Source organism: Nostoc sp. MG11 (assembly GCF_014904695.1).
GTDB lineage: Bacteria > Cyanobacteriota > Cyanobacteriia > Cyanobacteriales > Nostocaceae > Komarekiella.
Genome location: NZ_JACXXN010000004.1, coordinates 368,692 through 383,338 on the forward strand (window position 1 = coordinate 368,692; position 14,647 = coordinate 383,338).

Below are 14,647 nucleotides of genomic sequence, written 5' to 3' on the forward strand. Positions count from 1 at the left end.
ATAACCTTCATATTAAAGCTTTCCATCTGAAAAAATAAACAATCTTGAACTTATCTTACTGATGTTTTGGTGCAGAGGATGAAAGTTCGTGGGCCATAACATTAATTTCACACTTTCTGAAAAGAGGGTATAAGGAGCATATAGAAATGGCTGTGAAAAACAGATATATGCATTGTTTCTTGTACCCAATTAACCGTAGGTTTCTATCTTAAAAGTTTACTGTTCTACGTGCATCTCCATTGCCTTCCAACTTTTTGTTTCTCTAGTCGCTAAGTAATGTGGCTAGATGCTGTGGGTTGTTAATTAATTGATATTATGAACCTGATCCGCCTTCTGTTACGTACTTCCTTTATTAATCTCAGTCTTGCGATGTTTGCTGGTATTGTTAGTGGAGGCACTGCTGCTGGTCTAATTGCTCTAATTAACACGACATTGAATCAAAATCAACCATCGACAACTACACTGATTTGGAGTTTTGTCGGTCTCTGTCTACTGCGGCTAATTGCTAATTTTACTTCTCAAGTTTTGTTAATCCATCTTTCAGAAAAAGCCATTCTCGACTTGCGGATGCTTTTAAGCCGCCGCATTCTTGCCTCTCCCTTACGTCACTTAGAACAAATCGGCCCTCATGGTCTGTTAGCCGTCCTCGCTGAAGATATACAAACAATCTCTAGTGCAGTTATTACTATTCCTTTTTTGTGCATTAATATTGCCATTGTGATTGCCTGCCAAATTTATCTCTGCTGGCTCTCCAAAACTGTCTTTATTATAGGTATTAGCTTTATGTTCGTAGGAATATTTAGCTATTCACTACCAATGATGAAAGCTATGTCTTTTCTAAAATTGGCTCGTGAACAAGAAGATAGGTTATTTAAACATTTTCGCACCGTTACTCAAGGTACAAAAGAACTTAAGCTGCATCGCCAACGACGGCAAGCATTTTTTTCTGAAGACCTTCATACCACTGCTCGAACACATCACCGTCATAGTGTTATAGGTATGAGTATCTTTGCTGCTGCTGCCAGCTGGGGACAAATGCTGTTTTTTGTTTCTATTGGTTTACTGTTATTTACTCTACCAACTTTCAACAAAATTTCTCCTGCAATTCTATCTGCTTATGCTCTAACTACAATCTACTTGATAGCACCTTTGGAGCATATTATGAGCCTTATGCCCACCTTAACGCGAGCCTTAGTTGCTTTAAAAAAAGTTGAGTCTTTGGGTTTTTCATTGGCAAGTTACTCAACTGAAACTGACTTTGATAACTCGCTTAAATCAGACAAAAATTGGAAATCTATAGAACTATTCAATGTAACCCACACTTATTATCAGGAGCGAGAAGAAAGCAACTTTATTCTTGGGCCCATGAACTTGAAATTTCATCCGGGAGAACTTGTTTTTATTGTAGGAGGTAACGGTAGCGGTAAGTCTACTCTTGCTAAATTAATTACTGGGCTTTATGTCCCTGAAACAGGAGAAATTTATTTAGATGGCAAACCCATCAATAATCAGAATCGAGAGTGGTATCGCCAGCAGTTTTCTGTAGTATTTTCTGATTTTTATCTTTTTGATCGCTTGCTGGGTTTAGATAATAGCGATCTAGATATTCAAACTCGAAAATACCTTGTTCAATTGCAACTTGATCATAAAGTTAAGGTCAATAATGGTGTGCTTTCTACCACTGACCTTTCTCAAGGACAACGCAAACGTCTTGCTCTTATTACTACTTACCTAGAAGACCGCCCCATCTATATGTTTGATGAGTGGGCATCAGATCAAGATCCTGTATTCAAAGAAATTTTCTATACTCAACTTCTAACAGAGCTAAAGAATAGAGGGAAAACTGTACTGGTTATCAGTCACGACGACCGATATTTTGATCTAGCAGATCGGATCATCAAACTGGACTACGGCAAAGTGAAAGCTGAACATTTAATCAAGTGAAACCTGAACATTGAATTATTGGAAGGAGAAAAGCAATGTTGTTGACTAAGCTATCAGTAAAGTCTGACATGTCCAGTGATATTTTAGGAGAGCGAAGGCTGACATTGCGAGAAAAACAAGACAGAATTTTGGAAGCAGATATAAAAACTGTTTTGTCTTACAGAGCATGGATTCAGGCTAAAACTAATAATAGTTTTGATAGCACAAGAATATTAGGAATAGTAGCAGTTACTAAAGGATCTGAAAATTATTTGCCATATACTATACCAAAAATTATTCAGCAAATCTCTGAAATAGGGTTGATGGCTGATATAGTAATCGGTTTGAATAATGGCTTTGAATGTCCGGCTGTTATCGACCATTTTACTACACTTTCAAATGTCCAAGTTATTCGTCTCTATACTGGAGAAAAACTGGCAAACAATACCCCAGCTAAAATATTTGACAATTTAATGTGCAAAGGTACACCCTATTACTTAACTAATATCGATAAACCACATTTAAAACATAGGATATTTGTTGTCCATCAACAAGAAGGGGAACACTCAGCAGGTAAAATTCGGGTTTTAAGAGATATTTATAGCTCCTTATTGCTGAAGAGTATAGATAATGGATGGATACCACCAAAATTTTTGATAACTTTTGATGCTGAATCTCAGTTTCTAGTTGAACAAAAGGATTCAGTTATTGAGCCAGAGTCTAACGGTTTAAAGTTAATTGTCAGCCAACTGCAAAAGCAGCCAGAAATAGATATCTTGGGTACAAGAAATATATTTGTTGTTTACCAAAGATATATAATAGATGAAACTGAAATATTGCTACCTAATTTTAGTGAGCCATTACCACCTATCCAATGGTTTATGAATATTTTTTATGGGAGATATAACGGTTTTCAGACTAAACCTGGAGGAGGTACATTTGGTAAAACTGATGTCATAGTTAGCTTATTAGCAGTGATTTCTGAAAGATATCCGGGTGTTAGAGGTGAAGATACTCAACTCACTATCTTAGCCAAGCATATTGGCTTTATAGGTGACATATTTTTAGATGTTGTTTCTACAAACAAAACTCCTAGTGTTACAGATATTGCAGTGGATAATCCGTCACAAAAGGCTTGGATGGAACAAGTATATAGATGGAGTACTGCTCATCAGGGATTGAAATTGCTATATGGAGAACATAACATTAAAATGATGGCAGATGACGGATTTCCTTGGTTTACTGTGACAAAACCAATCGAATTTTGGAAAAGAGTGATGGAAAATGAAAAAATCAACTTATATACAATAATTAAGAAATTAAGATTTTTGGCTGTTGCTTTTTTTATCTCTCGACAAATCGAAAATAGGAGCAGAAGGAACCCTGATATACTCCAAGGCAACGAAGCCAAAGCTTTTTGGTGATACGAGGTGATATAAGTGAAGTACGAAATGGCTATAAATTAATTTTCTAGCTCATAATTCATAATTGATAGCGAATAACGCTATTAACTTTGGAATTAGGGACAAATTGCGACGATCGCAATACAATCAAATATAGAAATAGCATAACAATAACGATATTCCTGGTAATGCAGTAGCAATCGAATTGAGTACTTTAGCATTTCCTCAAAAACGCAAAGTTTTGCGATGGAGGCAAGCCAGGTAATATCTTCAGATTTTCATTTTCTACGCAAGTCATCAAAGAAGACGCGGAGACATTACAGCGCAGAGCGTTTGTTGTGTCTCCGCGTCCTCGTGTTCTGATGGCATTAAAACCCGTATAGCGATTAGAACTTTCCAAGAGAAAGAGCATGTTCGCGTTGGCGTAGCCTCTCGTAGAGAAGAGAAGGAAACAAAGAGAAGATTTCACGAATCATTTAGGACAGCTATAGTATTAATTTCCAATAATCTCTAATTTTATTAAGAGACTGATTAGTGCATCACTCTAATTTTGTGCCAGAGGATGAGCGTCGAGAAAACTTAACTGCCTTATGCACAGCTTCTCACCTCAGTTTTCATACCCGACACATTGTCAAAATTGTTGAAAAGCTTGTCATCAGTGCATTTTAACCGTTTTTAACCTCGTTTTTAGCTCGGTTTGTGAGATTTTCAGGATAAATGTTGCATATGAGTAGCAATTGAGTATCTCGTTGGCATAATATACGTACAAATCACAACTTGAGAGGTGGATGCCCAAAATCATCATCTCTGCAATCAGTAAGCGGTCTTATTACAGCCTCCGATGCAAGAAGCTTTAGCTGCTTTTGAGCCAATTTAAGTTTGATGGGAGACTGGCTTTTGCAATCTGGTGAAAATACAGTAGTAAGTGAAATCCCTAATGTGGGAGAACTTGATGAACTCGAAGAAATTATCCCCAATTTTTAGGTTGAGAGGCAATGGGAGAAACCTGGGTTTAAGTAGTAACCAACGCAAAACTGTCCTTAAATGGGGTAAAGGTGGCAAGGATACTACAAGGTATCACCTAGAATCTAAAATGCTTACAATTTACTACCTTTGCCTAATTCGCTCGTAACTTTTAGAGTACCTTGGTGTGTAGTTGCGATCGCTCTTGTAATAGATAAAACCAAATCAGAACTACCTGTATTGCAGGAGCGATCGCTATTCACTCTCCAGAAACGATCAAAGCAGATTGTACTTGACGACTTTCTACCCAAATGGAACTATCTGCCAAGCCATAATCAGAGGCAGAATTGCAGCTTATTTAGTCTAGGTGTCTAAGTTATACAAGTAAAATACGAAGTGGTTGTAATCAGATCATAATAACTGTAAAATAACAGTTTTACAGCTTGAATTGCTTTAAGAGATTTAACGATAGATAAGGTTAATAACACATAAGGTTTAAGGTGTTTGTGATGACAAATTTAGCAGGTAAGACAGCACTTTCGACTGGTGCATCAAGCGGTTTAATGACAGAATTGCCAACTCTAAAACAGCTTACTGAAAAACCCATTACGATTTTTACTGTACCGAAAGCATTTAAAGGACATATTGGAATCATTCAGCAGAATGCAATCAAAAGTTGGACATTACTTCGTCCCCAGCCACAAATTATCTTATTTGGTAACGAAGAAGGCATTGATGAAATTGCTAACAAACTTCGTGTAATTCACGTACCTGATATTCAATTCAATGAATGTGGTACACCATTATTAAATAGTATATTTCGCCAGGCTCAAGAACTTGCTAAAAATTCTATTCTGAGTTATGTGAATACAGATATTATTCTGTTAAATGATTTCTTGCTCGCTGTGAAACAATTGCAAACCACATCTTTCCATCATTTTTTGATGACTGGACAGCGTACTGATGTGAATATTACAGAATCACTGGACTTTGATATGCCTGCTTGGGACACCGAGCTTTGCAACTTTGCTTTAAAACAGGGCACATTAGCATCCGCTGTGTGTATGGATTATTTTGTATTTCCCAAACCACTCTATACCGAAATTCCATCTTTTGCTGTTGGAAGGGGTTACTGGGATCACTGGATTTTTGACTATGCCCATAAATTAAAAATTCCTGTTGTTGATGCCACACATGTGGTTACAGCCATACACCAGAATCATAACTATAATCATTTATCAGGTGGTCGGGGCGCGGCTTATGTTAAAGGCAACGAAGCTAAACAGAATGCTAAGTTAGCCGGAAATATACATATAACTAGTGGATATGCTGCAACCTGGAAGCTAACACCTTTGGGGCTTAAGAAGCGTAAACCATTATCCACTCTTTTCTCATTTCTTGTAGATATGCCTCGTTTCGCCAAGTTGTTTAAAGAGGTTCATTTAACATGATCGCTTTTAATGCAGCCTTTAACCGGAAGTTACTTGGACAAATGACTTTTGCTAACACTCTTATGAAAATAGCAGGAGAAGCAGGAGAGGAATCTATCTCTTGCACCAATACATAGTGATTCTAGATCAAATGAGGTACATCCTCAAAGCTTAAAGATTTTATATTTGAGATCTAGCTGTACCTCAAGACACTACGAAGCGCTATAGCAATTTTGAGAGAATGTTTTAAAAGTGGGCGTTGTTGCAATACGGTTCGGTTAACAAAGTTATCTGTTGAGGCAAGCAGGGGTGGCAAAGGAGAAAGAAGTTATAGATCCCCTCTGCTTCCTTACTCAGCTTCCTCAGCTTATCATAACCGTATTGGAACCACTGTCCTTTTTCCACATCCCCCGAAAAGTCAGGTTGCATATGAGTTGCAATTGAATATCTCAATTGCATAATATGAGTTCAAACCGCAACTGGATAAGATAGCACAGTTTTGAAAACAACCACCCATATCGGCTTCCAGTGCTTACTTTATCCATCGTTGCAAAGTTATAAATTGCAACACATCAAACAATTGACATTTTAATTAATAATGCAGACATAGAAAGGTATTGCAATTTTGTAGATTATTCTCTAGAGAAAATGCAGTCAGTACTGACAACTAATCTAGTTACTGCTATGGAAATCACAAGCTTTTTACTGCCAAGTATGTTGGAAATAGGAGTATATTTAAATATTTACAGTGGAGAAAAATTATGAATTATAGACTAACTGACTATTGGGTAAAAAATCTTAAACTAGTATTTAGAGCGATTAAAAAAAGGCTAGATAAAGATTGCGATTCATTTCTTGAGCAAGTTTCTGGTGTAATTCATGTGGGCGCTAATATAGGTCAAGAAAGAAAACTTTATGCAAAACATAACTTAGATGTCTTATGGATTGAACCCATCCCTAAAATATTTAAAAAATTGAAAAATAACCTTAAGAAATACCCACGCCAGCAAGGATACCAATATCTGGTTACCGATAGAGATAACGAGCAATATGAATTTCACATTGCTAACAACAATGGGTTATCCTCGTCAATCCTTAATTTTGATCTTCATAAAGATATTTGGCCACAGATTAGTTACGAGCGCTCAATTATCCTTCAAAGCACGACGTTAGTCTCTTTATTGGATAAGGAAGATATAAACATAGTCAAATATGATGCTCTCGTTATGGATACACAGGGGTCTGAATTGCTTGTTCTTAAAGGAGCAGAGACTCTTTTGAATAAGTTTAAATACATTAAAACAGAAGTATCCGACTTTGAGTCTTATGTTGGTTGTTGTCAAATCAAGGATATTGAAGATTTTCTTCTTAAGCATGGGTTTAGAGAAGTCTCAAGGCACAACTTTGCTTCGCGAAAAGAAGGAGGTAATTACTACGATATAGTTTATAAAAAACTGTAATAACAATGAATTGCGCGATAGTTAATTAGTATTAGTTTAGAAAAAAAATGTGTGTACTACTGTAATTGTATTTACAGTAATAGTTACAATTTAGCCAAACATTTGAAGGATTTAATGTATGAATATGAACTTTTACAAAAATCTACTCCCAGTATCTTTACGTCTCAATTATGAGAAAATCAAAAATAAATTTTTACCTTATGCTTCCCCACTGATTGAAAATGGAGAAGTGAATCTTCATTTAGGATGTGGTTTTGTTAAACATCCTAAATTTATTAATATTGACCTTTTGCCAGCACCACATATTCATTATCAAAGGTCAATAGATGATTTATCTCCTTTTGAAAACAATAGTGTAAATCTTATATATGCTTCTCATTGTTTAGAGCATTTTCCACATAATAAAGTTTCCAAAGTTTTAAAAGAATGGTTTCGTGTATTAAAACAAGGTGGTATTCTACGTTTATCTATACCTGATTTTGATTTATTACTAAACATTTACAAGGAAAATGGAAACAACATTAATACAATTCTAGGCATATTAATGGGAGGACAAGATTATGAATATAACTTTCATATGGCGGCATTTACTAAATCTAGTACAAGAGAATTGTTAAAAGGCGTAGGATTTAAAGAGGTTCGAGAATGGCAACCTAATTCTTGTGAAATGACTACCTTTGATGATTATTCTATATATCAACATTTTATAGGCTTTAAATATTATCCTATAAGCCTTAATATTGAGGCAATAAAATGATATTGGGCAAATTAAAACTTTGCACCCACAACCCCGATATTTACTAGTATCAAGACAGCAGTTATACCAAGTTACGAAAGTTAGTATTGTTTGGAATTAAGTCTCTGCTGGACTAGCTTTCAAGCAAATAATACTATATACCACAACTTGGTATTACACGTTTTTTTTGTAGTGCATAATCTAGAACCAAATCACCGAAACTACTTTCTTCTTCTGCTCTGGCATGACCTCCAGATATCGCTGCAAGGCATTGATATGAGATAAGTGCGACAATGGAAATTAAGTCTTTTAACCCTTGGCAGTTATAAGTTTCAAATATTTTGAATAAGAGGTAAATTATAGTTGCAAATAGTTGTCAGATGATTTGCTCTTTCATCACATAATCGCTATACCGCTTGAAATATCTGGTGTGTAAGGATTTAAAGCTGCTATCAAGCGCGGCTGTTGTTGGGGAGTTTGCGTCAAAAATTTTGAATTTTACCAACTTTCGATATATTCCAAAAAACCAGTTTCTTCGTAGGTATGCTAGTTACCAAAAAAGCAATTTTCGTAAAAACCAGTGTGTAAGCCCTATTTGTTGTCACCATAGCAATAATTTTTGAACCATGAACATCAAAAATAAAACTCTTCTCATCACAGGAATTGGTGGTTTTATCGGATTGCGAACTGCCGAGCTAGCCCTAGCCCAAGGTATGAAAGTACGCGGGCTGCAACACTCCGCAGATAAAGCTGAAAAAGCGCAAAAACTAGGCGCTGAGGTATTTTTGGGCAGTGTTACTAATCCTGAACATGCCCAAAATGCCTGCCAAGGAGTAGACATTGTTTTGCATACAGCTGTAGTTGGCAAAGAAAGCGGTTCATTCGACCATTTTCGTGAGGTAAATGTTGGTGGCACTGTCAATATTGCTCAAGCTGCGAAAAGTGCTGGTGTCAAGACCTTCGTTCATCTTTCAAGTGTAATGGTTTACGGCTTTAACTATCCCAATTACGTTACAGAATCGGGACCACTCAGCGGGGAAAATAACCCCTACTGCCAGACGAAAATAGAAGCCGAAAAAGCACTCTTACAAATCAATTCTCCGCCAGAGTTTGGCACTATTATTATTAGACCGGGAGATGTTTATGGACCAGGAAGCATCCCCTGGACAGTCCGACCACTGCTATTGATGCACAAAAAATTTTTTGCTCTACCTAATAGTGGGCAAGGAATTATGAACCATGTATATGTGGACAATCTGATTGATGCCATCTTTTTGGCTATAGAAAAAGAAGCCTATGGAGAAATCTTTAATATTACTGATGGTCAAGAAACTTCTTGGAAAGAATATTTTACGCGCCTAGCCGAAATTGGAGGTCTATCAAAGCCATTTTCTGTGCCAGCCACTCTGCTCAAATCTGTGCTTTGGCAACAAAGGTTTTTAAATAAACTTGTGGGGAAGACAACCAATATTCTCCCTGAGTCTATAGATTTTGTGACTCGCCCCTACGCTTATTCCATTGCCAAAGCACGAAGTAGATTAAATTATCAACCAACAATTGATCTAGAAGAGGGAATGCGACGTACACAGGAATGGTTGCAAAAAACAAATATTCAAGAGTTGATTCGGCAATGAAATTACGTACTAGTGGGACTTAAACAGAACAAAAGAGAAAAAAGTTCATTGGCTGACACTTCATCGTGACGTATTTGCTGCTTATAAAGCTATTTTGGGCTTAATTTTTGTCTAAGCCTCATTGTTTCAATTTATTCAATCTAAGTTCCTTAGTAGTAGAAGTGAAAGACAAAGTTGCTGTACTTGGATAACAGATAACAGGAATAGTTGTAAAAAAGCAGTTCTACCGCTTGAATTATTGGAAACGATTTGAAAATAAGAGGATAAGGTATTTGTCATGACAATTTTAACAGGTAAGACAGTTCTTTTGACTGGCGCATCAGGCGGTTTGGGAGTATATATTGCTCGTGCTCTAGCAAGAGAGAAGGCAACTGTGATTTGCATTTCTCGTTCAAAGGTAGAACTAGATATAATATGTGATGAAATCACAGCTTTGGGTGGCAAAGGTATCAGTATTCCCTTTGATATTAAGAACGTAGCAAAATTGTCAGTTCTTAAACAGTATATTCATAGATTTGTAGACCACATTGACATTATAATTAATAATGCTGGCATAGAAATTTGCAGATTACTTTCAGATTATTCTCTTGAAGAAATCCAGTCAATATTGGAAACTAATCTGCTTTCTCCTATAGAATTAACCCGTTTGTTTCTGCCAAGTATGTTAGAGCGGCGTAGTGGACACATTGTTAACATTGCTTCACTATCTGGGAAAAAAGGAGTTGCTTACAACAGCATTTATTCTGCGAGCAAATCTGGTTTGATTATGTGGACTGATGCTATGCGACAGGAATTGGCGGGTACTGGAGTGAAGATTTCTGTAATTTGTCCAGGATATGTCTCTGAAGTAGGGCTTGTTGCTAAGAGTGGCTTACCTGCACCATATTTTGCAGGTAGTTCCAAACCATTTTACGTAGCAAAGGCTGTACTTAGGGCTATTAAGCAAAATCAGGCAGAGATAATTGTTAGTACAGGATTCATAATAGAATATTTTGTGAAGTTACTATTTGTAATTGGACAATTATATCCACCATTTATAGATGTAGTTTATCGGTGGATTGGTATACCTAAATTTACGCGAATGCGTTTAGAAAAGAAAAGGAATGTAGATGTTAGTATGATAAATTCTGTGATTGGTAAACATGGCTAACTGATTGATAACCATTATAGTAATCAAGAATTGATGTATTTTGCCCATTACTTGTTACCTATTTAGAGGGAAGGCGAATAGTAAATATAGTATCTTGGTCTAATTCGCTTGTAATGTCTAGGCTACCTTAATGTGCAGTGGCAATCGCAGCAGCAATGGGTAATCCCAAACCAGAACCGCCTGTATTGTGAGAGTGATCGCTATTTACCCTTCAGAACGATCAAAAATCTGCATCTAATGTTCAAGTGCAATACCCACGCCTGTATCCTGAAATTGAATGATACCTTGGTGATTATTGTTGTTTAAAATCACAGTTAGTTGACCGCCAGATAGAGTATTCTGGGACGATAGCAAATTATCCAGAGTGATAGTGTATCCTGGTTAATGTTATTTTTGTTTGCTGACTTTACTATTCTATAACAGTTTAACAATAGAGTTTCTGGTAGATAGACGTTGTTGCATTTCTATTGCTTATTGTGGCGTGCGCCTGATAATATTCGCTCATTAAGTACATAGTCAAACGGTTATATCTTAAAAGTATCCATCTTCTCAAACGATGTTTACCCAGTGACTTAACTAGATTAGTTATGCATTCACCAAGAGGATAAAAAGTGATCAAAGTGAGTAGCTCCAGTATAATTCAGAAAATGGTTGATACCACTCACAAACATTTGATTATCGGGGCTGGTTTTGTTGGATTGGGTATGGCCCAGGCACTCAAGGCTGGTGATATTCCCTACGATCAAGTCGATGCCAGCGACAATATCGGCGGAAATTGGTATCACGGCGTTTACGAAAGCGCACACATAATTTCATCACGAAAGATTACCCAATTTGCCAATTTTCCAATGCCAGATAATTATCCAGATTTCCCCAGCGCTCAAAATATGTGGGATTACTTGAATGCTTTTACCGATCATTTTGAATTACGCAGACATATCGAACTTAATTGTATAGTTAGTTATGTACGACCAGTTGAAAATAATCTTTGGGAAGTGACTTTTGCCAACGGAGAACAGCGAATTTACAAAGGGGTGTTATTGTGTAACGGTCATCATTGGTGCAAACGTTTTCCCAAATTCAATGGAGAATTTAAGGGAGAAATTATCCATTCCAAAGATTACAAACGCTCTAATCAGCTTCGTGGTAAACGAGTTCTAGTTATTGGTGGAGGAAACTCAGCCTGTGACGTAGCAGCAGAAGCAGCTCGCGTTGGAGCTAAATCGGTTCTGAGCATGCGCGAATCAGTGTGGTTCATCCCAAAGTCGTTTGCTGGAGTCCCAGTTGTTGATTTATTTAGATGGTGGATGCCAGAATGGTTTCAGCGGCTCATGGCTTACGGAATTATAGGACTGACGTTTGGCACGCACGACAATTATGGTCTATCCAAACCCAATCATCAGGTTTTCGAGAAGCATCCGACTTTGAACAATGAAGTGCCGTACTACATAAAACATGGACGAATTACTCCCAAGCCTGCTGTGCATCGATTTGATGGTTGGGAAGTTGAATTTGTTGATGGTAGTCGAGAAGCATTTGACCTAATCGTTTGTGCAACTGGTTACTACGTCGCGTATCCGTTTCTACCCCCAGAACTTCAACGCGTTGAAGGAGCAGTAGTTAAATGTTATGGAGGCTCGTTTCTTGACGATTATAAGGGACTGTATTACATCGGTTGGGGACAACCACGAGGTGGGGTCGGATCGATCATTGCAGCTTATGGTTCGGTCTTCACTAAGTATCTTAAACTCCAGGATGAAATCAATGTGCCTGTTGGTCTGGTTCTCAAAGAAGCGGGACAACATCTGCCGAAAAACCATCTTTCCGATCCCCACCAGATTTTTAATGAATTAAAGCTTTCCAATCTCTTATTTAACCTGATCGTTAAAAAAGCCTATCAGGTTGATACCTCATATCCCAACTTTATTAACGTCCCACTCTCTCCTTGCAAGGAATTCAGAACACTCAACCATTATTGGGTTTATAAGTAGCGGTGCGATATAGAAAGTTAAATGTTAGATAGACATTGCATATTTGCTTGCAAGATGATCCTGCCTGGAATAAGCACAACACTATCTTTGAGTTGAATTAGGATTTTGCGATCGCCCTAGGCTATAAAGCTGAAGTGAAAGCTATCCACAACATTACTTCATTGCGTTTCCCTTGACTCTTAACTCTTGACTTACATGTTTCCTATGAGTAAAAATCAGCCACGATTAAGCATCGGATTACCTGTATACAATGGTGAAAAGTTTATCCAAGAAACCATAGATTCACTTTTGTCTCAAACCTTTGAAGATTTCGAGCTAATTATTTCAGATAACGCATCTACAGACAAGACTGAGGAAATTTGTAGAGCATACGTTGACCAAGATAAACGTATAAGTTACTACCGCAATGAAAAGAATATGGGTTGTGCTCTTAACTTCAATCGTGTCTTTGAATTGTCTTCGGGCGAGTATTTTAAGTGGGCAGCCTATGATGATTTATATGCTCCAGATTTTATCATGAAGTGTGTTGAGGTGCTTGACCATGATTCTAACTTTATCTTGTGCCACTCCTATGCATATTTCATTGACGAATATGGGAAATTTATCCGAAACTACGATGTTCACCTGAAGACTGATTCACCAAAAAGACACGAGCGTTTTCACGAATTGCTGCATAAGCATTTATGTTATCAGATTTTCGGAGTAATCCGTGCCAGCGCCCTCAGGAAGATACCGCCTATGGGCGGTTATGGTCATACAGATGGAATTTTTTTGTTAAGACTTGGTCTTTTAGGTCGGTTTTATGAAATTCCAGAATATCTATTCTTTGCCAGAAAGCATCCGCAACAATCAATGAGTATGTTTATTGATAATCACTTATTATTGGCTAACAAAGATCAAAAATACTCATTAAGTATGATGCCTGATTACTATGCATATTCTGTATGGTTCGATTCATCAAATGAAGGCAAAATTATCTTGCCACATTGGAGAATCTTCTGGGAGCATTTACTCTCAATGTGGCAGAGTTCACTAAGTTTATATGAATATATTTATTGTTCTAGAAGTATGTACCAGCAATTGAGAGGCACAGAGTATTTTTTGCTGCAAGATTTGCTGAGAGTGCTTCAAACACTTTGGCAACGTTGGCGAAAAGCATTAATTGAAAGTTAGTAACTCGCAAATTTTTACAGTTTTTGTATTTTTTCAAGTATACTGCTACAGATTTAAGTTCTTCGTTTGTGGCTACTCAAGAGATATGTATGAGCGATCGCGCTCATTAAGACTGAATGTAATACATAAGCAATCGCCACCTTATCCGCTTGATAGCAGTCTCATAAAAAACTCCATTCTCTGGCTAAAAAGTTTCCCAACCTAGGAAACTTTTCGCTTGTGGCGTGGAGTTTACCGCCGATTTTTGATAAATAAAAAGCCCCCAGTTAGTACTGGGGGTATGTATGGTCTATTACCATCAACATCTATTCCCATAAACAAGAATGGCATCTACAAGGCTTTAGTGCATCCATTAAATGCAATTATTGCATAGAATTAATTCTTATTTTGCAATTGACAGTGAACGATGAGAGCGATCGCCTTTTGCTGCTAACTGAATATTGGATTAGCGATCGTTTTATCTTTCTACTTGTGGTTACCCAAACAAAGCTCACCTACATCGTAGAGGCTACGTAACCGCACCATATATGAGTAAAGAGTATTAAACTACTGTTGGACAGTTATAGTAACTTGATAAGCTTTCCAGCTGTTGAGCAAGATATACATGCTGAGAATAGTAACGCTCAAGCTAGAACTGATGAAAAGTAGCTAGTAAATAAACAAACGGCAATAGATAAAGAAAAAGGCTGAGCTAAGCGCTTAGCCTCCAGGGCTTCTAGTTATTTATGCAGACATTACAGCTTAATTTAGACATAATCTGACAATTCATCTATATATAGGCTGT

At 37.1% G+C, this 14,647-nt stretch carries 12 protein-coding genes; all 12 read left to right on the forward strand.

The window, feature by feature from the left end; genetic code table 11:
- The first annotated feature begins 315 nt into the window (after positions 1 to 315).
- The 12 genes from HCR01_RS08890 to HCR01_RS39895 all read left to right on the forward strand — a co-directional run bounded on the left by HCR01_RS08890 (position 316) and on the right by HCR01_RS39895 (position 14,379).
- Complete coding sequence (locus HCR01_RS08890) at positions 316 to 1,944, forward strand: cyclic peptide export ABC transporter (protein ID WP_193195851.1); 1,629 nt, start codon at positions 316 to 318, stop codon at positions 1,942 to 1,944.
- 35 nt (positions 1,945 to 1,979) lie between these two features.
- Positions 1,980 to 3,347, forward strand: a complete 1,368-nt coding sequence (locus HCR01_RS08895; RefSeq protein WP_193195852.1) for a hypothetical protein — start codon at positions 1,980 to 1,982, stop codon at positions 3,345 to 3,347.
- A gap of 1,092 nt (positions 3,348 to 4,439) precedes the next feature.
- Complete coding sequence (locus HCR01_RS40405; protein WP_193195853.1) at positions 4,440 to 4,664, forward strand: hypothetical protein; 225 nt, start codon at positions 4,440 to 4,442, stop codon at positions 4,662 to 4,664.
- A 134-nt stretch (positions 4,665 to 4,798) separates the two neighbouring features.
- Complete coding sequence (locus HCR01_RS08905) at positions 4,799 to 5,740, forward strand: hypothetical protein (protein WP_193195854.1); 942 nt, start codon at positions 4,799 to 4,801, stop codon at positions 5,738 to 5,740.
- A 558-nt stretch (positions 5,741 to 6,298) separates the two neighbouring features.
- A complete protein-coding gene (locus HCR01_RS08910) occupies positions 6,299 to 6,484 on the forward strand; it encodes an SDR family NAD(P)-dependent oxidoreductase (RefSeq protein WP_320073097.1) in 186 nt (61 codons plus the stop codon).
- On the forward strand, positions 6,481 to 7,179 hold the full coding sequence (locus HCR01_RS08915) for an FkbM family methyltransferase (RefSeq protein WP_193195855.1): 699 nt from the start codon (positions 6,481 to 6,483) through the stop codon (positions 7,177 to 7,179). The genes HCR01_RS08910 and HCR01_RS08915 overlap by 4 nt, the downstream gene beginning before the upstream one ends.
- A 118-nt stretch (positions 7,180 to 7,297) precedes the next feature.
- Entirely contained in the window at positions 7,298 to 7,936 is a 639-nt protein-coding gene (locus HCR01_RS08920) for a class I SAM-dependent methyltransferase (RefSeq protein WP_193195856.1), read from the forward strand.
- Positions 7,937 to 8,541: 605 nt separating this feature from the next.
- The gene (locus HCR01_RS08925) at positions 8,542 to 9,549 is read left to right on the forward strand and encodes an NAD-dependent epimerase/dehydratase family protein (RefSeq protein WP_193195857.1); all 1,008 of its coding nucleotides are present in this window, start codon (positions 8,542 to 8,544) and stop codon (positions 9,547 to 9,549) included.
- Positions 9,550 to 9,826: 277 nt separating this feature from the next.
- On the forward strand, positions 9,827 to 10,699 hold the full coding sequence (locus HCR01_RS08930) for an SDR family NAD(P)-dependent oxidoreductase (protein ID WP_193195858.1): 873 nt from the start codon (positions 9,827 to 9,829) through the stop codon (positions 10,697 to 10,699).
- A 647-nt stretch (positions 10,700 to 11,346) separates the two neighbouring features.
- Entirely contained in the window at positions 11,347 to 12,690 is a 1,344-nt protein-coding gene (locus HCR01_RS08935) for a flavin-containing monooxygenase (RefSeq protein ID WP_193195859.1), read from the forward strand.
- A gap of 204 nt (positions 12,691 to 12,894) precedes the next feature.
- On the forward strand, positions 12,895 to 13,863 hold the full coding sequence (locus tag HCR01_RS08940) for a glycosyltransferase family 2 protein (RefSeq protein WP_193195921.1): 969 nt from the start codon (positions 12,895 to 12,897) through the stop codon (positions 13,861 to 13,863).
- A 393-nt stretch (positions 13,864 to 14,256) separates the two neighbouring features.
- The gene (locus tag HCR01_RS39895) at positions 14,257 to 14,379 is read left to right on the forward strand and encodes a hypothetical protein (protein ID WP_264299889.1); all 123 of its coding nucleotides are present in this window, start codon (positions 14,257 to 14,259) and stop codon (positions 14,377 to 14,379) included.
- The last annotated feature ends 268 nt before the right edge of the window (positions 14,380 to 14,647 follow it).

Coding starts and splice junctions, on each gene's coding strand:
- HCR01_RS08890 (WP_193195851.1), top strand. CDS start 316: ATGAACCTGATCCGCCTTCTGTTACGTACTTCCTTTATTAATCTCAGT.
- HCR01_RS08895 (WP_193195852.1), top strand. CDS start 1,980: ATGTTGTTGACTAAGCTATCAGTAAAGTCTGACATGTCCAGTGATATT.
- HCR01_RS08905 (WP_193195854.1), top strand. CDS start 4,799: ATGACAAATTTAGCAGGTAAGACAGCACTTTCGACTGGTGCATCAAGC.
- HCR01_RS08915 (WP_193195855.1), top strand. CDS start 6,481: ATGAATTATAGACTAACTGACTATTGGGTAAAAAATCTTAAACTAGTA.
- HCR01_RS08920 (WP_193195856.1), top strand. CDS start 7,298: ATGAATATGAACTTTTACAAAAATCTACTCCCAGTATCTTTACGTCTC.
- HCR01_RS08925 (WP_193195857.1), top strand. CDS start 8,542: ATGAACATCAAAAATAAAACTCTTCTCATCACAGGAATTGGTGGTTTT.
- HCR01_RS08930 (WP_193195858.1), top strand. CDS start 9,827: ATGACAATTTTAACAGGTAAGACAGTTCTTTTGACTGGCGCATCAGGC.
- HCR01_RS08935 (WP_193195859.1), top strand. CDS start 11,347: ATGGTTGATACCACTCACAAACATTTGATTATCGGGGCTGGTTTTGTT.
- HCR01_RS08940 (WP_193195921.1), top strand. CDS start 12,895: ATGAGTAAAAATCAGCCACGATTAAGCATCGGATTACCTGTATACAAT.